Source organism: Desulfococcus sp. (genome assembly GCF_041737845.1).
Lineage (GTDB): Bacteria > Desulfobacterota > Desulfobacteria > Desulfobacterales > Desulfococcaceae > Desulfococcus.
Genome location: NZ_JBGSQX010000115.1, coordinates 71,457 through 96,613, shown reverse-complemented (window position 1 = coordinate 96,613; position 25,157 = coordinate 71,457). Strand labels below are relative to the sequence as shown.

19 protein-coding genes and 1 pseudogene are annotated in these 25,157 nt (G+C 62.9%); 15 read left to right on the top strand and 5 right to left on the bottom strand.

The annotated features are described in order from the left end of the window. A partial coding sequence (locus ACEW8N_RS13475) for a glycosyltransferase (RefSeq protein WP_373500350.1) occupies positions 1 to 373 on the top strand: 373 nt, incomplete at its 5' end. A 173-nt stretch (positions 374 to 546) separates the two neighbouring features. Beyond that, a complete protein-coding gene (locus ACEW8N_RS13470) occupies positions 547 to 1,440 on the top strand; it encodes an alpha/beta fold hydrolase (RefSeq protein ID WP_373500349.1) in 894 nt (297 codons plus the stop codon). Between the two features lie 28 nt (positions 1,441 to 1,468). On the opposite strand, the gene ACEW8N_RS13465 is transcribed toward ACEW8N_RS13470, so the two are convergent. The 3 genes from ACEW8N_RS13465 to ACEW8N_RS13455 are packed head-to-tail and all read right to left on the bottom strand — an operon-like array spanning position 1,469 to position 5,095. Continuing rightward, positions 1,469 to 2,782 (bottom strand): decarboxylase, encoded by a 1,314-nt coding sequence (locus tag ACEW8N_RS13465; protein ID WP_373500348.1) that lies wholly within the window; start codon positions 2,780 to 2,782, stop codon positions 1,469 to 1,471. Then, positions 2,779 to 4,050, bottom strand: coding sequence for an ATP-grasp domain-containing protein (locus ACEW8N_RS13460; RefSeq protein WP_373500347.1), 1,272 nt, complete (start codon positions 4,048 to 4,050; stop codon positions 2,779 to 2,781). The genes ACEW8N_RS13465 and ACEW8N_RS13460 overlap by 4 nt, the downstream gene beginning before the upstream one ends. Then, a complete protein-coding gene (locus ACEW8N_RS13455) occupies positions 4,040 to 5,095 on the bottom strand; it encodes a GNAT family N-acetyltransferase (protein WP_373500346.1) in 1,056 nt (351 codons plus the stop codon). Before ACEW8N_RS13455 ends, ACEW8N_RS13460 begins: the two co-directional genes overlap by 11 nt. A gap of 501 nt (positions 5,096 to 5,596) precedes the next feature. On the opposite strand from ACEW8N_RS13455, the gene ACEW8N_RS13450 reads away from it, so the two are divergent. After that, the gene (locus ACEW8N_RS13450) at positions 5,597 to 7,015 is read left to right on the top strand and encodes a sigma-54 interaction domain-containing protein (protein ID WP_373500345.1); all 1,419 of its coding nucleotides are present in this window, start codon (positions 5,597 to 5,599) and stop codon (positions 7,013 to 7,015) included. A gap of 12 nt (positions 7,016 to 7,027) precedes the next feature. Here ACEW8N_RS13450 and ACEW8N_RS13445 read toward each other — a convergent pair whose 3' ends face one another. Then, a complete protein-coding gene (locus ACEW8N_RS13445) occupies positions 7,028 to 7,921 on the bottom strand; it encodes a DMT family transporter (protein ID WP_373500344.1) in 894 nt (297 codons plus the stop codon). Between the two features lie 9 nt (positions 7,922 to 7,930). Continuing rightward, positions 7,931 to 9,769 carry a putative Na+/H+ antiporter gene (locus ACEW8N_RS13440; protein ID WP_373500343.1) on the bottom strand — a complete coding sequence of 613 codons (1,839 nt, stop codon included), beginning with the start codon at positions 9,767 to 9,769 and terminating at the stop codon, positions 7,931 to 7,933. Between the two features lie 339 nt (positions 9,770 to 10,108). Here ACEW8N_RS13440 and ACEW8N_RS13435 point away from each other — a divergent pair, with 339 nt between their 5' ends. The 12 genes and pseudogenes from ACEW8N_RS13435 (at position 10,109) to ACEW8N_RS13380 (ending at position 25,157) form a co-directional block, all read left to right on the top strand. Next, on the top strand, positions 10,109 to 11,536 hold the full coding sequence (locus ACEW8N_RS13435) for a sigma-54 interaction domain-containing protein (protein WP_373500342.1): 1,428 nt from the start codon (positions 10,109 to 10,111) through the stop codon (positions 11,534 to 11,536). 254 nt (positions 11,537 to 11,790) lie between these two features. After that, positions 11,791 to 12,312, top strand: coding sequence for a hydrogenase maturation protease (locus tag ACEW8N_RS13430; protein WP_373500341.1), 522 nt, complete (start codon positions 11,791 to 11,793; stop codon positions 12,310 to 12,312). Next, a pseudogene (locus ACEW8N_RS13425) lies at positions 12,309 to 12,443 on the top strand (helix-turn-helix domain-containing protein); the annotation flags it as partial. The gene ACEW8N_RS13430 and the pseudogene ACEW8N_RS13425, both read left to right, overlap by 4 nt. 120 nt (positions 12,444 to 12,563) lie before the next feature. Next, positions 12,564 to 15,614 carry an FAD-dependent oxidoreductase gene (locus ACEW8N_RS13420; RefSeq protein ID WP_373500352.1) on the top strand — a complete coding sequence of 1,017 codons (3,051 nt, stop codon included), beginning with the start codon at positions 12,564 to 12,566 and terminating at the stop codon, positions 15,612 to 15,614. Between the two features lie 24 nt (positions 15,615 to 15,638). Beyond that, positions 15,639 to 16,076, top strand: coding sequence for a hydrogenase iron-sulfur subunit (locus ACEW8N_RS13415; RefSeq protein ID WP_373500340.1), 438 nt, complete (start codon positions 15,639 to 15,641; stop codon positions 16,074 to 16,076). A gap of 20 nt (positions 16,077 to 16,096) precedes the next feature. After that, positions 16,097 to 17,398, top strand: coding sequence for a (Fe-S)-binding protein (locus tag ACEW8N_RS13410; protein ID WP_373500339.1), 1,302 nt, complete (start codon positions 16,097 to 16,099; stop codon positions 17,396 to 17,398). Between the two features lie 17 nt (positions 17,399 to 17,415). Next, positions 17,416 to 18,537 carry a Coenzyme F420 hydrogenase/dehydrogenase, beta subunit C-terminal domain gene (locus ACEW8N_RS13405; RefSeq protein WP_373500338.1) on the top strand — a complete coding sequence of 374 codons (1,122 nt, stop codon included), beginning with the start codon at positions 17,416 to 17,418 and terminating at the stop codon, positions 18,535 to 18,537. A 47-nt stretch (positions 18,538 to 18,584) separates the two neighbouring features. Continuing rightward, positions 18,585 to 19,517: a methyl viologen-reducing hydrogenase gene (locus ACEW8N_RS13400; protein WP_373500337.1), complete on the top strand. Its 933-nt coding sequence runs from the start codon at positions 18,585 to 18,587 to the stop codon at positions 19,515 to 19,517. 3 nt (positions 19,518 to 19,520) lie between these two features. Next, positions 19,521 to 20,870 (top strand): Ni/Fe hydrogenase subunit alpha, encoded by a 1,350-nt coding sequence (locus tag ACEW8N_RS13395; RefSeq protein WP_373500336.1) that lies wholly within the window; start codon positions 19,521 to 19,523, stop codon positions 20,868 to 20,870. A 231-nt stretch (positions 20,871 to 21,101) separates the two neighbouring features. Next, positions 21,102 to 21,281, top strand: coding sequence for a ClpX C4-type zinc finger protein (locus ACEW8N_RS13390; protein WP_373500335.1), 180 nt, complete (start codon positions 21,102 to 21,104; stop codon positions 21,279 to 21,281). A 253-nt stretch (positions 21,282 to 21,534) separates the two neighbouring features. After that, entirely contained in the window at positions 21,535 to 23,319 is a 1,785-nt protein-coding gene (locus tag ACEW8N_RS13385; RefSeq protein WP_373500334.1) for a substrate-binding domain-containing protein, read from the top strand. Positions 23,320 to 23,321: 2 nt separating this feature from the next. Beyond that, positions 23,322 to 25,157 carry an ATP-binding protein gene (locus ACEW8N_RS13380; protein WP_373500333.1) on the top strand — a complete coding sequence of 612 codons (1,836 nt, stop codon included), beginning with the start codon at positions 23,322 to 23,324 and terminating at the stop codon, positions 25,155 to 25,157.

Below are 25,157 nucleotides of genomic sequence, written 5' to 3'. Positions count from 1 at the left end.
CCGGGTCCTTCTGGCGGGCCCGGTATCGGGGCCGGCCCTGGTCCGGCTTCTGGAGGACGCCCACCTCATGACCATGCCCTTTTCCCAGGAAGGCTTCGGCATGGCCCTGATGGAGGGCATGGCCTACGGCCTCCCGGCGATTGCCTCCACCAGGGGCGCGGCCCGGGAGACGGTCGTTTGCGGTGTCAACGGCATCCTCGTGCCGCCGGGACGGACCGATCTTGCGGCCGCCGCAGTCCGGCGGCTGGCCGAAGACCGGGAAGCCCTGGCCCGGATGTCGGTCCGGGCCCTGGACACCTTTCACCGTCATCCCCCGTGGGAGAAGACCCTAGGGGCGGTCGAGGGGTTTCTTCGGCGGATGACCGTCCGCTGATATCGGCAGGATGGGTTTCGCGCCCCTCCACCCATCCTGCGGGCTATGGGCTGGAATCTGCTTGTCAACCCGTAATACGGGGGGTATACTGATACGCTTTTTCAGATCAACAGCGGCATTCAACAACGACGGGGCCTTGCACAGGGGCGTGCGGAGGCGACAAGGGGGAAGCGATGATGCGCAAGGCATCCAGCAACGGGATTGAGATCTGTTATGACACCTTCGGCGACAGGAAAGGCCGGCCGCTGATTTTGATCATGGGGCTTGCCACGCAGATGGTCGCATGGCCCGAGCCGTTCTGCCGCATGCTTGCGGCGGCCGGCCATTTCGTGGTCCGGTTCGACAACCGGGACGTCGGCCAGTCCACCCGGATGGAGCGCCTCTACGTGCCGGACGTCGAGGCCCTCATGGCCGAGACGGCGGCCGGCCGCCAGGTCTGGGTGCCCTACACCCTTCTGGACATGGCCGACGATGCCGTCGGTCTGATGGATGCCCTCAAGATCGATCAAGCCCATGTGAGCGGGCTCTCCATGGGCGGCATGATCGCCCAGGTGATGGCCCTGGAATACCCCGGCAGGCTCCTGAGCCTGACCTCCATCATGTCCACCACCGGAGAGCCTGACCTCCCGCCCTCGACGCCGGAAGCCAGGGAGGCGTTGCTGTCCATCCCACCGGCCAAGCGCGCGGGCTATGTCAGCCACATGGCGGCGATTTACCGCACGTTTGCGGGCGGATCTGAATTTTACGACGAAAAACTGCAGCGGGAGCTTTCGGGAAAGGCGTTTGACCGGGGCATCTATGCGCCCGGCTTCCTCCGCCAGTTCGCGGCCATCCTCGGCGCGGGCGGCAGGCGGCACCGGCTCGACCAGATCAGGATCCCCACCCTGGTCATCCACGGCGACTGCGACCCGGTGGTGCCCCTTGCGCACGGTCAGGACACGGCGGCCATCATTCCCGGCGCCCGCATCGAGGTGATCCCGGGCCTCGGCCACGGGACGGCGTTTCCCGGCCTGTGGGAGCGGATGGCCGCAGCCATCGCGGACCACACGGCCGCCGCGTCCGCCTGACCGGTCCCAGCCTTCAGCCTCAATCCCGCTACACCACCACCACCACCGCCGGCAGGGGCTTGATGAATTCCTGCCGGAGGCTGTAGGTATACGCCCCCTGGGTCGGGATCAGGAGGATGTCTCCGGGTTCGATCGCCTCGCCCCAGTAGGCATAGCCCCAGACGTCGTGGGGGGTGCACAGGGCCCCCAGGATATGACAGGGATGCTCAATCATGGCCGGCCGGGTCAGGTTGAGCACCGGGAAATAGTCGGTCTCGTAGCGCTCCCACCCGACGGCATTGGTGCCGGCGTCGGTGATGACGAGGTCCGAAGCCTTTTTATCCACCACCGATACTATGATGTGCATCGCGTCGTTGACGAGCCATCGGCCGGGCTCGAAACAGATGCGGCAGGGAACCACGGACCGGAGATGCCGTTCGATGGAAGGCACCAGGGCCTCGGAAAAACCTTCGATGGGCATCGACGGGATCCGGTACCGGGGCGCTGCCGCGGCGACGGTCTGACCCAGGGCCTTGCGGATCATCCCCTCGGGCGTTCCGCCGGGATGGAGCCATTCCCCCTGCTCCGGCCAGTAGCCGCCGCCGATGTCGATAAAGGCGAACTCCCTCAGAAACCCTTCGGGGAGGGTCCGCAGCACACCGCCCAGCATCTCGATGAAGCGGAGCTGGGCTTCGGGGGAGAGGTTCCAGCTCGTATGAAACTGAAGCCCTTGAAGCCGGACATGGGGGCAGCTCCGGGCGGCCTGGAAGAAGTCTTCGATCCGGTCGGGCGGGATGCCGAACTTCCGCCAGAGCCCGTCGGGGTTGGTGGTCAGGCGGACCCCCGTCCGGACGACGGCCCCACGGGATGCGGCGGCCTTCTCCAGGCGCCCCAGTTCACCGAAGCTGTCCATGAGGACCACGACCTTCTCCGCGTGCCGGACCGCCATATCCAGTTCGGCATCGGTTTTTCCCGGGCCGCTGAAGATGATGTCTAAGGCCCCCAGATCGAGCGCCGCCGCAAGCTCGGGCCCGCCCGAAACGTCCAGCCCGAACCCCTGTTTCAGGAGATGTCCGGCCACCTCCGGATGGTTGTTGCTCTTCATGGCGTAGTAGAAGGCCGTGTCCGGCAGGGCGCCCTGAAAGGCCGCCATGAACCGCCTTGCGCCCGCGGCCAGCACCTGGGTCTCCAGAAGATAGACGGGGGGCGGATGGTTCCGGAGGGCGTCCATGTAGAAGGGGGCCCGGTCAAAATGGCGCGCGACAAAGGCCCGGAGGGATGCCTCGGGAAAGGGCGGCAGCGGCCTGCCGACGGCTGCTTCGATTTCTGCCGGGGAGATCGGGCCTTGGGCTGTTTGGGTCACGATGCCATCCTCACGGTGAGCCGGCCGGCCATGTCGTCGCACTGGGCCGGGAGTTCGGGGCCGTCTTCCGAAGGGGCAAAGATCACATGGCCCAGGAGCCAGGAGTCATAGTCCTCGGGCGGCATCCGGATCGTGTCCGCGGGCTTCCGGATGATATTGACCTGGCGCACGCGCGGGTCCTGTGCCAGTCGCGCCCAGTCGATTTCCCGCACCACCCCGCCTCGACCTGCAAGCAGCCGCAGCCCGACCCGGGGCTTCACCGGGCGCCCCTGCATAATACCGACGGGCCGGCCTTCCGCGACATCGAGGGTCATCATCAGGATGTCGATGCCCGCGGCCTCCCGGAGCAGGGACGGCAGGCAATCCCCGCCGGGCCGGGGGGTCATTTCCAGGAAAAAGAGGTCGCCCCCGCGAAGGATCAGGTCCGCCATGCAGATTCCAGAGGTGACGCCCAGTGCCCAGGCCGCATCCCGGAGCTGCCGGCCTAAGTCCGCCATCCGGACGGCCGGGGGAAGGGCGTCGATCAGGACATACCCCCGGGTCGTGCCGAAGGGGTCCCGGGGCGACCGGATCTTCCGGGTCAGCCGGATGATTCCGATCCCGCTCTTTTCGATGATCACATCGCAGCTGTACTCCTCTCCCTCGACATATTCCTCGGCGATGATGCCCGGGGCATCCGAGGCGCCGGCCGGGTAGAGCCGGTTGCCGCGGCGGGAAACCAGCCCCGTTTCGATGCCCGTAAAGGCGGCCCGGCTCTCGTCCGGCCCTGCGCAGACAAAGACCAGTTCGCTGCCGCTGCCGGTGGCCGGTTTCAGGACGATGGGGCCTTTGGCTTCCCGGCTGAAGGCTTCGGCCTCGTCCGGCGACGAGACCCGCGCGGCCCGGGGGCACCGGACGCCCTCCTGACGCCAGATCTTTTTCGAGAGATATTTGTCCCGGCAGCGGCCCACCGCCTCAACGGACGGGTAGGGCAGGCCGCGGGCGGCGGCGATCCCGGCGGCCAGGGCCATGGATTCGCAGTCGAAGCAGGCCACGCCGGAAAGGTGCATCCGCCGGTCTCTCAGGTGGGCTTCCAGGGCCTCGTGAACCCGCGTCGTCGCCGTCAGGTCGCACAGAACCTCTTCGGAGGGGTCCGGCGGGGCTTCCTGCGCCCGCCGCCGGATCCCGGGGTCGGTGAGGAACAGCGCCCTTCCGGGGGCGGCGCTGCGGATCCAGTCGATGTAGTCTGAGGTGGTGCCCACGACGAGCACCCGGGGGCTACCAGACACCTTCGGCATTCCTCGCTGGAGCGTCCGTCGGCGGGTGTGTTCCGCAGGAGGTCACCGGGGCGGGCATCCGGGCCGGATGCTGAACGAAGGGGACCCTCGCCGGGATCGGGTGCGCGGGCAGCCGGACCGTGTCATGCATGGCAGGGATGCGGATCTGGTAAAGGGGGCGGGGGGTGAGGTGGAAGCGCTCCTTCCATCCGAAATCGCCGCACAGGAAATCGACCTCTGCCATCCGCAGCCGGCAGGCCCATTCCATATGGTGGAAATTGATCCGTTTGGCGATCCCCGGAAACTCGGGATCGGTGCCGCCGGCCAGGACCGTGTAAGATGTCCCGAGGACGGCGCCGACGTCCACGGCCGCGATCCTGCCGCCGATGAGCACCGTGGTGATCCGGAGCATCTCGTTCGCGGCCAGCCATGCGATCAGCTTTTCAAAGGACTTCAGGAATCTGGGGTCGCTGAAATAGGAGCGCTCGCCGAAGGCCCCGAGGTTCATCCGGAAAAAATGGTCCACGTCGGCGAAGACGTCATACCGGAAGGCGACCCCGGGGGCCGTCACGGCGTCGATCTCCCGGCTGAGTTTTTTGCGGGATTTCGCGGAAAATTGGGCCATGTAGGTGTCAAATTGATACTGGTAATCTGCGGGCAGAAACAGGTATCCGATCTCGTCCATCTCCTGAACCTCGGAAACCAGGGGGCATGGGGCCATGTAGCGCAGATGGGCGGTGCCCGGAACGTGGTTCAGCAGGGCATGGGCGATTCGTGCGTCCCGGGCGATGATGCGGTTCCGCTCCAGCCAGGTCTTGCCGGACCAGAGTTCTCCAGGGAAAAAGCCGAAGCTTTCGGGTTCGTCCGTCCGGCTCAGGGGGAGCAGCCCGACGATCTTTCCGCCCTCCTCGGCGATGACGAAATACGGGTTCCGGTCGAAGGATGTCGCAAAGCAAACCCTTACCGGCCAGAGGTCGAACAGGGTCTCGACCGGCCGGATATTCTCCCAGATTTGACGGCAGGTCTCGAAGCCTTCTTCAATTCGGATATGCATCATTATTTTCGATCCTCACATGAGTGTTCAGGTTTCCGCGGCATCCGCCGGGCCGGCCTGCAGGCCGGGCGGAACGATTGTTCGAAGTCATTTTCAACGGAAGGCCGGCGGCCGGTCTGGTTTGCTTCCGGGAGGACCCATCGGGGCCCCGCCGCTGAATGATACTTCGCCAAGCATAATGCGTGCCCAGGGTTCAAGATGCCGTAATATCCTGATATCGAAACAGATCATTGAGGCGTTTACTTTTTTCTGCGGGTCTCATCCGAATATTAAGTAAGTGCTTACTTATATTTGTTGAAAAAGGTATTGGACTACTGATAAGAGGTGTCGAAAGCGGGATGCCGCGGTGTTTTGCTTTTCCTGACGAATCCTGGGGAAAGGCGATGCTCGGGAAAACAATTTGATTTAACGCATTAAAAGTGGATGCGTGCCCCGGTGGCCCCCTGAGGCGACGGCCGTAGTAATCGGAAGCGGGTAAAAAAATACCACATATCAGGAGCGCTCATGCTGATTAAACTGGTCCTGGCCGTCCAGGACAAACGGCTTCAGAGGTATCTGGAGCAGAGCTTTTCCCTCACGGATATCCGCGTCGAGTCTTGCGGCGCCCTGCCTTCCCCGTGGCAGAAGGTGATGCGGAGCTGCGGGGATATCATCGTCATCAGCGAGTCGATCATTCCAAGGCCGTCCGAATCCGGTATCGCCATGCTCAATGATCTGCCCGAGAGCCCCACGACGGTCATTCTCCACGACGGGGATTCCTCGGAGGAGCATGCCCAGCTGGTCGCCGCCGGAGCCGACGTGGTGCTCTTCTCCGGCGTCTCGAAGAAGCGGCTTCAGGAGGCCATCGAAACCACCCTGGAGTCCCGCCGGCAGCTGATTCAACTGAACCGTTTCCACCCGAAGCACCCGGCCAAGCCCCAACTGGGCGATTTTGTCCTCGAGAGCGACAGCATGCGGATCTTCATCGACGAGGTCCGGCAGGTGAGCGCGAGCAATTCCTCCCTGCTGATCATGGGGGAGACGGGCGTCGGCAAGGAGCACCTGGCGAAGGCCATCCATGCCGAAAGCCCCCGTTCGGCCGGACCCTTCATCGCCGTCAACACGGCGGCCCTGCCCGAGCAGATTCTGGAGAGCGAACTCTTCGGCCATGCCGAGGGGGCCTTCACCGGCGCGGTCCGCTCCCGGCGGGGCACCTTCGAGCTGGCCCACAACGGGACGATTTTTCTGGATGAGATCGGGGAGATGCCGCTCCACCTGCAGGCGAAGCTGCTCCGGGTGCTCCAGGACTACGAGGTCAAGCCCATCGGCGGGGAGAGCCCCATCTGGGTGGATGTCCGCGTGATCGCGGCCACGAATCGCGACCTTGAAAAGGAGGTTTCCAGAAAGAACTTCCGGAAGGACCTCTACTACCGCCTGAGCGTGGTGACCCTCACCATACCGCCCCTCCGGCAGCGCAAGGAGGATATCCCGCACATGGCCGGGCATTTCCTGGATCTCTACCGCTACAAGATCGGGAGGGATGTGGGGCGGATCTCCCCCTCGGCCATGAAGGCATTGAGCGGATACGACTGGCCCGGAAACGTGCGGGAGCTCATGAACGTCATCGAGCGGGCCATCCTGATCTGCAAGTCCCACGAGATTACCGTGCAAGATCTTCCCTCGGTTTTTCACCGCGGGTCGCTCCTGCCCCATGGGATGATCGGAGACGAAGCCCCGGATCTGACCGCCGCCTGGAAGGGGAAAACCCTTCCCGAGGTCCGAAGGGAGATGGTGGCGCAGATCGAAAAGCGGTACATCGAGATGGTGCTGGCGGAGACCGGCGGCCGCGTCGGGAGGGCCGCCCGAATGGCCGGCATCCACTCCCGCGGCCTGTATGACAAGATGAAGGCCCTGGGCGTCCGGAAGGAGGATTTCCGGAAATAACGGCCGGGCCGACTACCTCGGGGGGCGGCCGCCGGGCGGCTCCGGCAGTTGCAGGAGCACCACGGCCAGGAGGGTGAAGGCGATGCCGGGCAGAACGGTCCATTCCACAACCGATTTTCCCATGGCCCATTCCATGCCGGCCACGGCAGACGGCGTCAGGAAGGTGTAGGCCACCACCCGGTTGGGTCCGAGCCGGACGGCGGTGAACTGGATGATCCAGAACGTGCCCGCGGTGGAGAGCACCGAGAGGTAGGCCAGCCCCAGCCAGACCGAAGGCTTTGGAAACGGCAGGGACCCCGTCTGAACCAGAGCCGCGGCCAGGAGGGCCAGGGTTGCCGTCAGCAGACTGTAGAAGGTGAACCGCACCTTGGACTCGTCCCGAGCGAGCCGCTTGAGGGCCAGGACATAGACGGCGAGGCTCACGGTCCCCAGGAAGAATCGCAGGTCCCCGCGCGAGAATTCCAGGGCCGCCATCCGGCCCCAGTCCCCCCGGAAAACGACCCACAGGGAGGCTGCCATGGACAGGCCCAGGATGGCCCCCTGGCGAAGGCGCACCGGATCGCCCATGAAAGCCCCGAGGATCGCCGTCATGAGGGGCAGGGTGGTGTAGATGGTGCTGGTGTTGAGGGGGGTGGTCTCCCTGAGGGACGCAAACATCAGGATGAAAAAAAAGCCGTAGCTCCCACCGACGACGGCGTACCGGCAAAAATCCCCGGGGCCCGGCAGCCGCCTGGCGCCGGGGGCGAACGGCAGCATCAGGGCGAAGACCAGGGTGGCGGACAGAAACCGCCAGAAGGTGAGGACGACGGCGTCGAGGCTCGGGGTGATGGCCGAGACCACCGGAAAGGACCCGGCGATAATGAGGGTGTAGACGATCATGCCCAGGTGGGCGAGCCCCGAATGCATCGTTGACGCCTATTTGATGGTGACGAGAAAGATCATGAAAATGTGCAGGATGATCACCGTGGGGAGGAGGGCGGCCTTTAAGAGCCCCACGGCGGAGATTCCGTTTTCGAAATACTTTTTTAAGAGCGACTGGCCGGCCGGGTTGGGGGCATTGGCGATGACCGTCAACCCCCCGCCGGTGACGGCGCCGGCGACCACGGCATATTTGAGGCTGCCGGTAAAGTCCGGCACCAGGGTGCTGAGAAAGGTGATGGCGGCGTTGTCGTTGAACGCGGTCAGCACGGCCGCCCCGATCATCAGCGGAATTTCAGAGAAGTTCCCCAGGACGGGCTGGATCCACCATCCCTGGACGCCGCCGTGGATGACGAGCCCCCCCAGGAAGAACCCGACGAGGATGGCCGGTTTCAGTTCGATCCGGTTCTGAAACGGGGCGGTGACCGTGGCAAAGCCCAGGAAGAAGAGGAGGCCCGGTATGAAGATCTCGGGGTGGTGGGCGTTGAATATCGTCCATGCCATGAAGAGCAGGTGGGCGATAATGACCCAGGCCGGCACCGGGTCTTCCCGGTCGTCCCAGTCCGGGTCGATGAACGGGGCGCGGTCTTCCTCCGGCAGCAGCACGGGCAGGTGTTCCCGCATCCGGTAGAGGAGGACCTCGTTGAAACGCTGATCGAAGGCCTCGCAGGCAAGGGACCGGTCAACCCCCTCGGGCAGGGCCTCGGTGAGGTAGGTGTTGAGCAGGCGGGTCCGGATTTCCTGGGAGATGGCCTGGACCTGGGCCTCCACCGTTGCGAAGACCTGGGTCCTTGCGTCGATGATGTCCCCGGCCCTGTCGAATTCGGCCTCGATCATGTCCCGGCTGAGGTAGGTGGCACGGATGTGGTCCCGGAGGCTCCGGAGGGCGAATTTTTCCTCCAGGCCCGACATCTCGTCCCGGAACACCAGGAGATAAACCGTATTGACGACGAGGATCCCCGTGGCGGCCTTCCACCCGAAGGTGAGCAGCATGAAGGCGGTGTCCCAGTGCCATGGTCCCGCCACCATCAGGACGGGGGGGGCGGCGAAATGGGTGAGGGTCCCGCCCACCGAGATGTTGACGAAAAGCAGCCCCAGGGTCGCGTACTTGAGCGGCTCCCCCGGCTCGAGTTCATAGAACTTCCGGGCCAGCAGGAGGGCCGATATGGTCATGGCGGCCGGTTCGGTGATCAGGGAGCCCAGAAGCGGCCCTGCGGTGAGGATGGTGAACCACCAGGCCTTGAGGGTGCCGCCGAACAGGTTGGCGATCCTCGCCATGATCGTTTCGGAAAGCTTCAGGATCGGGCGCGTGGCCGCAAGGATCATGATGACGACGACAAAGACCGGCTCGGTGAAATTGACCTTGTAGCTGATATAGGTGACGACGGTCTGCCAGTCGTAAAAAAAAAGGATGGCCACCACGAGCGCCCCGACCCACAGGCCGAAGATCACCTCCACCTCGCCCAGAAAATGGAACAGCTCCGCGCCGTGGTGGACGGAGTTTCGGGGGGCTGTGCCCTGCTTGATCCGGGTGTCGTGCTCGTGCTCCCACGCGTGGGCGATGGCCATGAACTTGCTGGCCAGAAAGGTGTGGAGGATGGCGGCGAAGAAGATGAGGGTGGCCGCCAGGTTGAAGGGCTCCAGTTCGATGCGGTGCTTCAGCACCGCCAGGAGTCCCTCGTGGGCCGGGTCTTTGTAGTTGTCGAGGCGCCTGGGAAACGCCTCTTCCCGGGCCGGCGGAGAATCCGAGGCCGCCCGGGCCGGTCCGGAGATCAGGGGGACGGCCCAGAGGGCGATCATGAACAACAGAAGGCAGGCAAGCATTTTTCGGGCCATAAGCGTCCTCCATCGGATTCCGTCGGCGGGGTGCACCGATATGCCGGAATGAGGCATTTGATGAATATTTTTAGTATATTATAGTATTATAGATGATTTCGGCCCAATCTTCAACCCCAAAGTGGGGCGGACCGCCGGCCGGGCTCTCCCGGGATGCATGGATCGGCCCCGGCGGAACTGTTCCGGCGCCCTGGTGATTATGGGGTGCAGCAGATGACAGGCGGTCTTTTTGAACTTATTAGTCTGGGTAGTACGCGGACAGAGGCCAGGCGTCCCGCCGTGGGCGGCGGATGGGAGCGGCGGCCCCACTTGTGAGAGTTGAGGAAAAGCGGCATGCCCATGAACTTGGAACAAAAACGGCGGGCGGCCATCATGCCTGACGGCGATGGGCTGCTTCGGGCGGTGGTCAGGGCATTCGACGGGGAGATCTATGTCTCCGGGGCGGACTATCTCCTTTCCTACATGAACGACCGGCTGGTCGACCGCATCGGCCGGAATGCCGTGGGCGAACCCTGTCATGCGGCGCTCCAGGGCCGGAAGACCCCATGTCCGTTCTGCGTCATGGACCAGGTCCTGAGGGGGGAAACCGTGCGCTTCGATATCCGGGACCCCGCGAGCGGCCGGTGGTATCAGAGCGTCAACGCCCCGGTGCCCCGCGGGGAAGGCGGCCCGTTGCTGCTGTCGATGATCACCGACGTTCACGAGAGGAAGATGGCCGAAACCGCGCTGAAAGACGGCGCATCCTGCCGGATGCCCGGGGAGGTTCTCCGGCGCGCCGGCGTACGCCTGCGGCGCAACTTCGGCAATATCGTCGGCGAAAGCCCCGCCATGCAGCAGGTCTACGACGAGATCCTCAACGCGGCCGCGTCGGATGCCAACGTCATCCTCTACGGGGAACCCGGCACGGGAAAAGAGCTGGTGGCCCATGCCATCCACGACCTCTCCGACCGGCGGAACCACCGTTTTGTGCCGGTCCACTGCGGCGCGATCCCGGAAAACCTGTTCGAGAGCGAGTTCTTCGGGTACGTCCGCGGGGCCTTCTCCGGGGCGAATACAGACCGGGAGGGATATATCGCCTATGCCGACCGGGGGACCCTCTTTCTGGACGAGATCGGCGAGATCAGCCCCCACATGCAGGTGAAGCTTCTGCGCGTCATCGAAGGCGGCGGCTACACCCCGGTGGGAAGCAACCAGGTCGAAAAGACGAATGTCCGCATTATCGGCGCCACCAACCGGGACCTGAAAGATCACGTCCGAAGGCGGCTTTTGCGGGAGGACTTCTATTTCCGGATCCATATCCTCCCCATCTATCTCCCACCGCTCCGGGAGCGGAAGGAAGACCTGTCCCTGCTGATCGACCATTTTCTCATGATCCACGGCGGAAAATTGAACCTTCGGCCCATCACCGGAAAAGAGATGGAAAGGCTCCATGAACATGACTGGCCCGGAAACGTGAGGGAACTCCAGAGCGTCATCATCCGGTACTGCGCCATGAAGGGGATCGATTTGACGGCATCGGACCCCGGAAGTCCCAAAACCCTCGACCCCGGCGGCGGTGTTCCCGCCGACGGGACGCTCCGGCAACTGGTGGAAGGCTACGAGAAGGGGGTCATCGCGTCTGCCCTCGCGCGGCACCGCTGGCACAGAACCCTCGTGGCCAGGCTGCTGGGGGTTGACCGGAAAACCCTCTTCATCAAGATGCATCGCTACGGCCTGATCGATGGGCCGCAGCGGCCTCGAAATTCGGGGAATAATCGCCCCAGATAGTCCAGCAATATCCCCAATTCGCTATTTCTATGCTCCACCAACGGTTTATTCAAATTCTAAATCCGGTTCGGGGAGGTTTCGCCCCGGCGCCCGGGTCCCTCCCATTTTCCACCTTTCTTATATTTCCATTTAAATTCAAATAGTAATATGTTGGCCCAGGCGTTGGCACAGTTATTGTTACGCACATCACCAGCGTCTATGGCATAGTTTGAACAATTTGCACAATTTGCATAAAACCGTATCGGAAATACGCCATGCTGAGAGAGATCTACCAAAAAAAATGCCTGGTGTTCGGCTGCGGGAACCCTCTCATCGGCGACGACGGATTCGGGCCGGAGGTCATCCGGCATCTGGAGGGGGCGGCTCCCCTCCCGGATGAAGTCGCCTGCCTGGATGTGGGAACCTCGATCCGGGATATCCTGTTCGATTTTCTCCTGGTGGAAAAGAAACCCGAACTGATCGTCATCGTCGACGCCATGGAGGTTCCGGGAGCCGCAGCCGGAGAGATATTCGAGATCGACGTGGCGGACATCTCGCCGGCCAAGATCTGCGATTTTTCCCTCCATCAGTTTCCCACCACCAACATGCTCAAGGAGATCCAGGACCAGACCGATATCGACGTCCGCGTGTTCGTGGTGCAGACCACTGGGCTGCCGTCCATGGTCAGCCCCGGCCTCTCGAACCCGGTGGCGGCGGCGGTTCCCGTCATGTGCTCCCGGATCCGGGATCTGATCCGGGAGCGATTTGCCGATTCGGCATCGGAGGGCCCGTCATGATTGAATTTCGCGTGGGGCAGCTTGCCAACATCCTGGGCGTTCACCGCAACACGGTCACCAACTGGATCCGAAGCGGCCGGTTGGCGGCCCGCCCTACTGTTGGAAAGAAATATCTCATAGAAGCCCCTGAATTCCTGCGCTTCTGCAGGGATCAGGGGATTTCGGGGGAGGTCGCGGACCGGTTGTCCCCGGCCGGCTCCCATGCCGTTGTGAAACCCAGGAAACATCAACCCGTAAAAAGAGAGGTTGCCATGTCGCAAAAGGCGATTGGATCTGTGATGGTGGTCGGCGGCGGGATCGCCGGCATCCAGGCGACGCTGGATCTGGCCGATTCAGGGTACTTTGTCTATCTCGTCGAGAAAAGTGCCGGTATCGGCGGTGCGATGGCCCAGCTGGACAAGACCTTCCCGACCAACGACTGTGCCATGTGAATTATTTCACCCAAGTTGGTCGAGTGCGGTCGGCACTTGAATGTTGAGTTGTTAACGCTTTCAGAGGTGGCGGGTGTCTCCGGAGACGCCGGAAATTTTACCGTAACCCTTCGAAAAAAACCGCGATACATCGACATGAACAAATGTATCGCCTGCGGCCTGTGCGCCGAGAAATGCCCCCGGAAGGTGGATGACGAGTTCAACATGGGGGTCAACAAGCGGAAGGCCGCCTACATCAAATACGGCCAGGCGGTGCCCCTCAAGTACGCCATCGACGGCGAGAACTGCATCTACCTGAAGCGGGGGAAGTGCCGGGCCTGCGAAAAATTCTGCCCCACCGGCGCCATCAATTTCGATGACAAGGAAGAGATGGTCAACATCCACGTCGGTTCGGTCATTCTGGCCCCCGGGTTCAAGCCTTTCGATCCCTCCGGCTACGATTTCTACGCCTACACCCAGATCCCCGACGTCGTCACCAGCCTGGAATACGAGCGCCTCCTTTCAGCCAGCGGACCGTGCATGGGCCACCTGGTGCGGCCGTCGGACGGGCGGGAGCCCCGAAAGATCGCCTGGCTGCAGTGTGTGGGGTCGAGGAGCACGAACCGGTGCACCAACGCCTACTGTTCCAGCGTCTGCTGCATGTATTCCATCAAGCAGTCCATCGTGACGGCGGAACACACGGCCGGCGCAGACCTCCAGCAGAGCATCTTCTACATGGACATCCGCAGCCACGGCAAGGAATTCGAGCGGTATTACGAGATGGCCAAGGCCTCGGGGATCCGCTTCGTTCGGGCAAGGCCCCATACCATCGCGCCCGGCAGAGACAGCATGGGGGCCTCCATGCGCTACGTCACCGAGGCGGGCGAGACGGTCGTGGAGGATTTCGACATGGTCATCCTGTCCGTCGGCATGGAGCCGCCGGCGGACGCCCGGGACCTGGCCGAGAAATTCGGCGTGGCGCTGGACGCCCACGGCTTTGCCAAGACCACCAATTTCGAGCCGGTGACGAGCAGCCGGCCGGGGGTTTTCGTGACCGGCGCCTTCCAGGCCCCCAAGGCCATTCCCAGGTCCGTGGCTGAAGCGTCATCCGCCGCGGCCGAGGCCGCCGCGACGCTCATCCGGGCGCGGGGGACCCTCACCCGCGAGAAGCGCTATCCCCGGGAGCGGGACATCGCGGCGGAGGAGCCCAGGATCGGGGTGTTCGTCTGCTCCTGCGGCATCAACATCGCCGGCGTGGTCGACGTGAAGGCCGTTGTCGACTATGCCAAAACCCTGGACCATGTCGCCTATGTGGAAAACAACCTCTTCACCTGTTCGGCCGACACCCAGGATCTCATCGCCAAGAAGATCGGGGAGCACGGATTGAACCGGATCGTCGTTGCGGCCTGTACGCCAAGGACCCACGAACCCCTCTTCCAGGACACCCTGAGGGAGGCCGGCCTGAACCCCTACATGATGGAGATGGCCAACATCCGGAACCAGAATGCCTGGGTCCATCAGAACGAACCCCAAAAAGCCACGGAAAAGGCTATAGCCCAGGTGCGGATGGCCGTGGCCAAGGTCCTGAAGAACTATCCCCTCCACCGGGATTCGGTGGGCGTCACCCAGAAGGCCCTGGTCATCGGCGGCGGCCTCGCCGGGATGGGCGCGGCCCTGGGCCTGGCGGACCAGGAATACGAGACGATCCTCCTCGAAAAAAGCGACCGCCTGGGCGGCAACGCCTGGCACCTCACCGCCACCGATCGGGGCCGGGCGGTCCGGCCCGTGCTCGAGGCGATGATCGATCGGGTGGATCGCCATCCCAGGATCAAGGTCCTCAAGAACGCGGCCCTGGAGACCGCCGTCGGCTCGGTGGGGAATTTCGTGAGCAAGATCCGCGTGGACGGAGAATCCCGGGCCGTGACTTACGGCATTGCCGTCGTGGCCACCGGGGCCCGCGAGTCCCGCCCGGACGAGTATCTCTACGGCCGGGACGACCGGATCATGACCCACCTGGAATTCGACGCCCGCCTCAATGCGGACGAGGGGCTCGCCGGAGCGACCGCGAGCGCGGTCTTCATCCAGTGCGTGGGCTCCCGGGAACCGCGGCGCCCTTACTGCAGCCGGGTCTGCTGCACCCACTCCGTCAAGAGCGCCATCCGGCTCAAGGAGCTTAATCCCGCCATGAACGTCTACATCCTGAACCGGGATATCCGCACCTACGGCGAGCGCGAGGAGCTTTACCGGAAGGCCCGGGAGCTGGGGGTGCTGTTCATCCGCTACAGCCTGGATCGCAAGCCCGAGGTCATTCGGGACGGCGAGGGGCTCTTCGTGTCGGTCTTCGATCCCATCTCCCGGTTTCCGCTCCGGATCGAGGCGGATCATGTGGTGCTGGCGGCGGCCATCGAACCCAACGACACCCGGGACCTGGTGGCGCTCTATAAATGCGCGGCCAACGCCGACGGCTTCCTCAACGAGGCCCATCCCAAGCTGAGGCCCGTCGACATGCCGGTCGAGGGCCTGTTTTTGGCCGGCATGTGCAACTATCCCAAGCCCATTGACGAGTCCATCGGCATGGCCAAGGCCGCGGCGGCCCGGGCCGGGGTGATCCTGGCGAAGAAGGAGATGCAGCTCGATGCCATCAAGTCCTTTGTCACCGAAAAATGCGACGGGTGCGCCCTCTGCCTCGATGTCTGCCCCTACCGTGCCCTCAAGCTGGAGGAGTACGACGGACAGGACGGCAGGTCCCACCGGCGGATCCTCACCGACAAGGCCCTCTGCAAGGGATGCGGTCTCTGCGAGGCGACCTGCCCCAAGGGCGGCATCTATGTCCACGGGTTTACCCTGGAACAGCTCAAGGACCAGGTGAGTGCGGCACTGGCTGTATATTGAAATCACAACCAAGGAGAAAAAATAATGTCTGATCAATTCGAACCGGTCGTCATCGGTTTTCTCTGCAACTGGTGCGCCTACGCCGGCGGCGATCTGGCCGGCGTGTCCCGCCTCCAGTATCCGCCCAACATGCGGGCGGTCCGCGTCATGTGTTCGGGGATGGTCCATCCGGACCTCGTCATCCATGCCTTCGGCAACGGGGCCGACGGCGTCATCGTCATGGGCTGACATCTGGGTGAATGCCATTACCTGGAAGGTAATCACAAAGCCCACGCCCGTCTGGATGTCATCCGGATCGTGCTGGAAGACTCCGGCGTCGATCCCGAACGGTTCACCATTGAATGGGTTTCCTCCGCCGAGGCGCCGAGGTTCGCCGAGGTCGTGACCCGGTTTACGGAAAAGATCCGGGCCCTGGGCCCGAATCCCGTGAAGCGGACCGAATCCATGCTTGCAGCCGGATAGACGGCGATACAGGAGGACTTATGTCAGAACAGACCATTACGCTCGGAAAAGCGCCCAGAAGCCTTTTCAAGGACGCCGTCATGGCGCTTCTCCCGGACGGCGGAAACCTGAACGCCTGCCTGACCTGCGGTCTCTGCGCCTCCGGATGTCCGGCCAGCGGCCTTTCGGACATGGACCCCCGGCGGTTCCTCCGCATGGCGGCCCTGGGGATGGACGAGGAGATCCTCAAAAGCGACTGGGCCTGGATGTGCACCATGTGCCAGCGGTGCATCAGCGTCTGCCCCATGAAGATCAACATCCCCCAGCTTATCTTCAACGTCCGCGCGAGCTGGCCCCGGGAAAACCGACCCAAGGGCATCCTGGGTTCCTGCGACCAGGCCCTTCGGCACGACACCTGCAGCGCCATGGGCGCCTCCGAGGAGGACTGGCGGTTCGTGGTCGAGGATGTGGCCGACGAGGTTCGGGAGATGCAGCCGGGGTTCGAGGAGATCCAGGTGCCCATGGACCGGAAGGGGGCGGTCTATTTCCTCAACCAGAACTCCCGGGAGCCGGTGACCGAGCCGGACGAGATGATCCCCCTCTGGAAGATCCTTCAGCAGGCGGGCGCGGACTGGACCTACGGGTCGAAAGGATGGGCCGCCGAAAACTACTGCATGTTCCTGGCCGACGACAGGGCCTGGGAGAGCATCGTCCGGACCAAGGTGAAGGCCGTGGAGGACCTGGGCTGCAAGGTCTGGCTCAACACCGAGTGAGGGCACGAACTCTTCGCGGTCCGGTCCGGACTGCAAAAATATAACATCCCCTACAACTTCGAGATCAAGACCATCATCCACTGCTACGCGGAATGGATCCGGGAGGGCAGGCTCAAGGTCAGCTCCGACTGGAACCGGGACCTGAAGGTCAAATTCACGGTCCAGGACCCCTGCCAGCTCGTGCGGAAGAGCTTCGGCGACCCGGTGGCCGAAGACCTCCGCCTGGTGGTGAAAGCGGCCGTGGGCGAGGAGAACTTCGTGGAGATGTACCCCAACCGCTCCAACAATTACTGCTGCGGCGGGGGCGGCGGGTTCCTCCAGTCGGGGTACGCCGACGAACGGCGGGCCTACGGCAAAATCAAGTTCGACCAGATCATGGAGACGGGCGCCCATTACTGCATCACCCCATGCCACAACTGCCACGCCCAGATCCACGACCTCGCCCTGCATTTCGGCGGGCATTACCACACGGTCCACCTCTGGAGCATCCTGTGTCTGGCCATGGGAATTCTTGGCGAAACCGAACGCGCCTATCTCGGCCCGGACCTGGCAGCGGTGGGACTCGAATAACCCCCTTGGAAGGAGGCATGATGAAAACATTTTTCAACCTGGTTCAGGAGGTCCAGAAACCCGGACTGTGCCACCGCTGCGGGGGATGCGTGACGTTCTGCACGGCGGTCAACTACGGGGCCCTGGAGCTGAGCGAGGACGGGAAGCCCCGGTTCGGGGACATGGAGAAGTGCATCGAGTGCGGTCTCTGCTACACCATCTGCCCCGAGATCGACGAACTCGAGGAGGAGACAAGGCGTCATTCGAACTGGAGCGCCCCCATGGGCCGGATCATCGAGACGACCGTGGCCCGGGCCACGGACAAGGCGGTGCTCAAGGCGGCGACCGACGGCGGCGTGGTCACCGCCCTGCTCCTGCATATGTTCGACCGGGGCCGCATCGACGGCGCCATCGTGGCCCGTCAGGTCGGGCGCTTCCAGCGCCAGCCGTTCCTCGCCGTCACCCGGGAGGAGATCAAGGAGGGCGCCGGGTTCTTCTTCGACACCTCCCACGGCATGAAGCGCTTCAGCGACCAGTACATGACCTTTTCCTCCATCGAGGAGTTCGACCCCATGCTCAAGAAAGGGCTCCGGCGGGTCGCCCTGGTGGGAACGCCCTGCCAGATCATGTCGATCCGGCGGATGCAGACCCTGAGCCTCGTCCCCTCCGAATCCATCTCCATCTGCCTGGGACTCTTCTGCTCGGGGAACTTCACCTTCAGCGCGGCCGAACAGAAGGCGCTCTCGGAGATGGGCGGCTTTTCGTGGGAGAATGTCCGGAAGATCAACATCAAGGACGCCCTCCTGGTCCACCTGAAAGACGGGGAGGTGCGGTCCATCGACCTCGCGGGGGTCGAATCGATGCGGCGGTATGCCTGCCGGTTCTGCCCGGATTACTCCTCGGAGTTCGCCGACATCTCCTTCGGGGGGATCGGGGCCGAGGAAGGGTGGACCACCGTGATCACCCGAAGCCCCCTGGGCCGCGCCGTATTCGCCGATGCCAGGGGCGCCGAGGTCGTCGAGGAGTTTGCGCGCGAGGAGAACCCCGCATCCTCGAGCGAGGCCCTGGGCAAGGTTCGGACGGCGTCCGCGGCCAAGAAAAAAGCGGCCCGCCACAACCGCAGGGACCTCGGCATGAAACCGGTTGTGATCGACCGATAGCCTCAACACCCCAGCATGCTGAAACGGTTCAGCAGGAGGGAAACCCTATGACAGTCAAAGTCGCAAGTGAATGGCTGAACGCCTGCTCCGGATGCGAGATCTCGATCCTGGACATGGGCGAACGGCTCCTTCAAGTGCTTGAAATCGCAGATTTCGTCCATATCCCGGCGCTCATGGACCACAAATATTTCGGTCAGACGGGAGACGGGAAGCATATCGATATTCCCCATGCGGACGTGGGCATCATCAGCGGCGGGGTCCGGAACGAGGAGCATTTAGAGGTCGCCCGTGAAATGCGCAAGAAGTGCGGCGTCATCATCGCCCTCGGTACCTGCGCCACCCATGGCGGCATTCCGGCCCTGTCGAATTCTTATACCAACGCGGAAATTCTGGACCGGTATTACACCACGGAAACCACGGACCCGGTGACGGCCTACCCCGGCCAGGGCATCCCGCCGCTTCTGGACTCGTGCTATGCGCTGGACGAGAAGATCCAGGTGGACATCCTGCTGCCGGGGTGCCCGCCCCATCCGGACCATATCTTCTCCGCCCTGGCCGCCCTGGCGGCGGGCAAATCCCCGGTGCTGCCCGACAAGAGCGTCTGCGACACCTGCCCCACGGTGCGGATGGGCAAGGGCGAACTCAAGGACGTCCGGCGGTTCCTGGAGGCCCCGGCCTATGCCGCCGCGGATGAACCCCTCGACAAGATGCGGTGCCTCCTGGAGCAGGGCATGGTCTGCATGGGGCCGGTGACCCGGGCCGGGTGCGGCGGCGACGCCCTCCGCCCGCGATGCATCTCGGCCCGGGTCCCGTGCCGCGGGTGCTACGGGCCGGTGCAGCCCGGCGGCAACCAGCGGCTCGACATGCTGAATGCCCTGGCATCCAACGGCATCGATGTCCGATCCCTGCCCGAAAGCGTGTCGTTTCTCCGGTTTTCGGGCGCCCATCACATGCTCCGCCCCAAACGAAAGGAGGCCTGATTCATGACCCAGGTGATCAACATACAACCCATCACCCGCATCGAAGGACATGCATCCATCGGCATCGAACTGGATGACGACGGCAACGTCAGGGATGCGCGGGTGAACGTCATGTCCCTCCGCGGGTTTGAAAAATTTGTGGAGGGAAAACCGGCCGAGGAGCTTCCCCGGATCGTGAGCCGGATCTGCGGCATCTGTCCCTGGATGCACCATCTGGCGTCCAACAAGGCCGTGGACGGATGCTTCGGGGTCACTCCGACGCCCACCGGCAGCAAGCTCCGCGAACTCATGCAGACCCTCGCCCACGTCGAGGACAAGCTGCTCCATTTCTACTTCCTGGCGGCCCCGGATTTTGTGATCGGGCCGGACGCTGACTACGCCGTCCGGAACGTCATCGGCATCGCCAAGGCCAACCCGGAACTGGCCCAGAAGGTGGTCCGGATGCGCTTCATGGCCAAAATGATCCTGGACAAGTTCTCGAGCAAGACCATCCACCCCGTCGCGGGGGTTCCCGGCGGGTTCTCCAAGCCCATGACCGAGGCGGACCGCAGGGAGATCCTGGAAAAGATGGGAGAGCTCATGGACTTTGCCCTGTTCACCATCGAATTCGCCAAAAAGGAGATCTTCCCAAAATACATGGAGGCCATCCAGACCATCGGCGTGATCCACACCGGCTTTATCGGCACGGTGGACGCCGGCGGCGCCCTGAACCTCTATGACGGAAAGATCCGCCTGATGAAGCCCGACGGCACCTATTTCGAGTTCGACGTGAAGAGCTACGCAGACTACATCGGTGAGCACGTGGAGCCCTATTCCTACAGCAAGTTCCCCTACGCGAAGTGCTGGAACGAAGGGTTCTCCATGGACCTCGCCAACCCCAAAGGCATCTACCGTGCCAACACCCTGGCCCGGGTCAACGTGGCCGACAGGATGGCCACCCCCAGGGCACAGGCCGAACTCGAAGAATTCCGGGAAGCCTTCGGCCGCCCGGCCCAGGCGACCCTCCTCTACCACTACACCCGGCTCATCGAGGAGGTCTACGCCTGCGAGCGGGCCATCGAGATCCTGAACGATCCCGAGATCACGAACCCGGACGTGCGGGCAAAGTTCGAACCCAAGGCCGGGCGGGGCGTCGGGTGCGTCGAGGCGCCCCGGGGGACCCTGATCCACGACTATTCCACCGATGATCGCGGCCTCATCACCCGGGCCAACCTCATCGTCGGTACCACCCACAACATCGGCCCCATGAACATGAGCGTCAACCAGGCGGCCCGGACCCTGATTCAGGGCGGAAAGGTCGACGAGGGCATCCTGAACAAGATCGAGATGGCCGTGCGCGCCTACGACCCATGAATCAGTTGCGCAACCCATCGCCTGGACGGCGATCACGGCGTTTCCATCACCATCCGGAATTCGGACGGCCAGGTCGTGGAGCAGTGGCCCAAACCGAGGTCCTGACCCCGACCGACCCCTGAGTGACTCCCCTGAGCCTGGTCTTCAGGCTTCCATCCCATCCATGTCTCCCCCGGGCGCGGCCGTCGCGCCCCGGGGAATACCCGCCCGCTGCCCGCGGAAGAGGCGACCATGGCTTACGATATTCTTTACTGTGCCTTGTGCGGAAAGAACTACAACGACGTCAACAAACTGATCACCGATGACGACGTGACCCTGTGCGATGTGTGTTATGATTTCTGCGCCGCCGCCAAGGGGGATGAAGAGACGAATCCGCCGGAAGTACGATCGGGACCCGCGGCGGATCGATGATGTGCTGCACCGAGGGGGCATTCCGAGCAAAGCTTTCTGACCCGGTGCCTGGGCGGAAGTCCGGCACAGCGGGGCCTTCCCCTTTCCCGAACCGGTGATTTCCAATGCACCGGTCTGTTTTTCCGAATTGACAATTCGACAAGATTCTTCCTATAAAACCATATCTCCACCCCATATCCAACCGGCACCCGAATAAGACGACCGATTTGCCTTTTGTCAGGCCGATACAGGCCTTTGGGCATCAAAGGAGACCATGATGCGCCGTCGCAACGCACCCGCGGATAGACATGTCTTTTTTCTCAGCACGGTTTTCATTGTTCTGGCCGCCTTTCCTCTCTGCTGCCTCGACGCGCCCGCCCTGGCCGGCAATGAAAAGACCGTGGCCCTGGTCATGAAGGCCCTCACCAACCCCTTTTTCTCCAAAATGGAGTCGGGCGCCAAGTCCTATGCCCAGCAGCACGGCATCCCCCTGGAGGTCTTCGGCGTCGAGCGCGAAACGGATGTCGAACGTCAGATCAGCATCCTGGAGAATCTCATTTCACGGGGCTACGGCGCCATCGTCATTGCGCCGGCGGATTCAAAGGCGCTGGTCCCGGTCTGTGCAAAAGCGTTTGAGGCAAAGATCGCCGTCATCAATGTCGACAACCCGCTGCACCGGGAAACCTTGAAGAAGCTGGGCGTTTCGATCCCGTTCGTCGGTTCGGACAACCGCGAGGGCGCAGCGAAAATCGGAGACTACCTCAAGCGCAAACTGGGGGGCCGCGGGCGCGTGATGGTCATCGAGGGCATCCGCGGGGTTGAAAACGCGGATCAGCGAAAAACCGCTTTCACGAAGGCCGTCAAGCGGGGGCCGGCCATCGAGATCGTAGCCAGCGAAAGCGCCAACTGGCATACGGATGAAGCCCTTTCCCTGGCCATCCGGCTGTTGGAGAAGCACGGTCCCGTGGACGCCATATTCTGTGCCAATGACAAGATGGCTCTGGGTGCCCTCCAGGCCTTGGATATTTCAGGATCGGCGGGAAAGGTATGGCTGGCGGGGTATGACAATATCGAGGCCGTGCGGCACGAGATGCGGGACGGGCGGATTCACGCGACCGTGGAGCAGCATCCGGAGCTGATGGGGGAGTTCGGGGTGCAGCTTGCGGTTCAGTCCCTCAATGGAGAGCGCGTCCCGCAATTCATCGCCACCCCGGTGGACCTGGTGACATGCGAAACCTTCGACAAAAAAATCGGATTGTCCATATCGGAAATGAAAAACCCGTTCTTCGCGTCATTGCACCGGCAGGCGGAGCAGACAGCATTGCTGCACGGCATGAAATTGACGGTTTACGACGCCCGAAACGACGAGGCCCAGCAGTTGACGGACCTCATGAGCCTGCTGAACGACCCCATCGACGCCCTCATCGTCAACCCGACCAATACCGAAACCGTCGGACCCGGCATCGAACTGGCCAACCAGAAAAGCATTCCGGTGGTCACCGTGGACCGAAAGGCATCCGACGGCAAGGTCGTCTGCCATATTGAATCCGACAACGTCAAGGGCGGCCGGATGGCCGCCGGGATCCTGGCGGATCATCTGGGCGGGCGGGGAAACATCGTCGAGCTGGAGGGCATTCCCGGGACTTCGGCCAGCCAGGAGCGGGGAGCGGGGTTCAACGACGCCCTCCGCGAATATCCGGAGATCCATGTCGCGGCCCGGGTCGTGGCGGACTTCGAACGGCCCAGGGCCCGGGAGGTCATGATTGAGCTTTTCAAGCGGCTCCCCAAGATCGATGGGGTTTTTGCCCACAATGACAATATGATCCTGGGCGCAATGGAAGCGTTCGAATCCTTCCCGGGCGTAAAAACGACGGTGCTGGTCGGTTTTGACGGCATTCGGGAGGCCCGGAGCGCGCTCCGGGAGGGCCGGCTGACCGCAACCGTTGTTCAGCAGCCCGAAAAAATGGGCGCACTGGCCGTTGAGAGCATTGCCATGCTGTATCGCGGGGAACGGCCGATGCCGAATATTCTCGTCGATCTGATGGTCATGGAGAAATAGACGTGTTCCGGACCATCAACCAGAAATTCTACGGCATTCTGGGCCTCCTGGCGATCCTGTTCTCCATCGGCTACGCGGAGATGGCCTATTTCCTGCATAAGCAGTCCCGGGTTGCAGCCCAGGGCCAGCGCATCGTGCGCGTCGAGCGGGAGATCGGCACCCTGCTGAACCTTTTTTTTGAGATGCGCTTCTGGGAGCGGGCCGTGTTCACCCAGGAGTTTTCAGACGCGGAACAGCGTTTCGGAACCCTCATGGCCCAGTTGAAACGCCATCTGGCGGGCCTTTCGGATGAACCTGCCGATGCGGCGATTACAGGCAGGCTCGGGCCCGCGTCCGAATTGCTGAGACGGTACGAACAGGACTTCAACCGCCTCATGCAGATCAATACCGAACACCGCCTGCAGCGCACCCGAATCGATTCCAGCTATCAGTCCCTGGCCTCTTCCATCCTGAGCATCCGCAACCCGGTTTTTCTGAAGTCGCTGTTTGTCCTGACCCAGTTTCAGATGAGTTATGCCGACAACCCCAGGGCGTCCGATTACCGGGCACTCCAGGTGGTCATCGAATCGCTGAAGGCCAAGTTGAAACAGGCGGATGCCCTGAATGAGAGATTGTCCGGGTATCTCGACGGCTACGGCGCCATCCTCGATGAGGATATCGGGCTTGTCGGCGAGTTCGCGTCGACCTCCATGCGGTTCAACGAAACGAGCGAGGCGCTGACGGCCCTTCTGTCCCACATTTCAGGGGAGGCGGAGAAGTCTCTGCAAACCGAGTTCGCAAGAGCGGAAACCCTCCGGGAGCGGCTCAGCGTGTCGTTTCTGGCGTCCATGGCCGCAAGTCTTCTGACCATGCTGCTGGTCATCACCCTCCTGGCGCGCAATATTCTTCGGCCGGTCCGCTCGGTGGCCCGGGTGATCGCCGACATCAAATCCGGCAGCATGGCATCGCGATTTGATTTTCCGGGCGATCCGAAAGACGACATCGTCATGCTGGGCGTGACGCTCAACGACATGCTCGACACCCTCGATCACAAAAACCGGCAGCTTCTCGGATACCAGGAGGCCCTCGAAGCCAAGGTGCGGGAACTGGCCCTCCGCGAGGGGGAGCGCGAGGCGCTGATTGAGGCCCTGGAGGTCAAGAACGCGGAACTTGAGCGGTTCACCTACACGGTCTCCCATGATCTCAAGAGCCCCTTGATCACCATCCAGGGTTTTTTGGGGTTCCTGGAAAAAGACGCCCTGGGCGGCGACATGGCCAGGGTGAAAGAGGATTGCAGCCGCATCCGGGGCGCGGCCCACAGGATGCAGGAACTCCTGAACGATTTGCTGGAACTGTCGCGCATCGGCCGCCTGATCAACCCTCCCGAGCGGATTCCCTTCGAGGAGATCGCCCGGGAGGCGAAGGAGATGGTTTCCGGCCGCATGGCGGAAAAAAATATCCGGGTGGAGATCGCCGGGAACCTTCCGATCGTCTGCGCCGACCGCCAGCGGCTGCGCGAAGCCCTTGAAAATCTCCTGGACAACGCCGGCAAGTACATGGGAACGCAGCCTGCGCCCCGGATTGAAATCGGCTGCCGGCAAACGGACGACGGCCCCGTCTTCTTCGTCCGGGACAACGGCATGGGGATTGATCCGCCCTACCATAGCAAGGTTTTCGGGCTTTTTGAAAAGCTGGACCCGTCCGCGGAAGGCGCCGGTGTGGGGCTGGCCATTGTCAAGCGGATTGTGGAGGTCCACGGGGGGCGCGTCTGGGTCGAATCGAAGGGGGCCGGACACGGCAGCAGTTTCTGTTTCACGCTTCAAGGCGATATGGATTCGAATATAAGGGAGCCGCTGTAA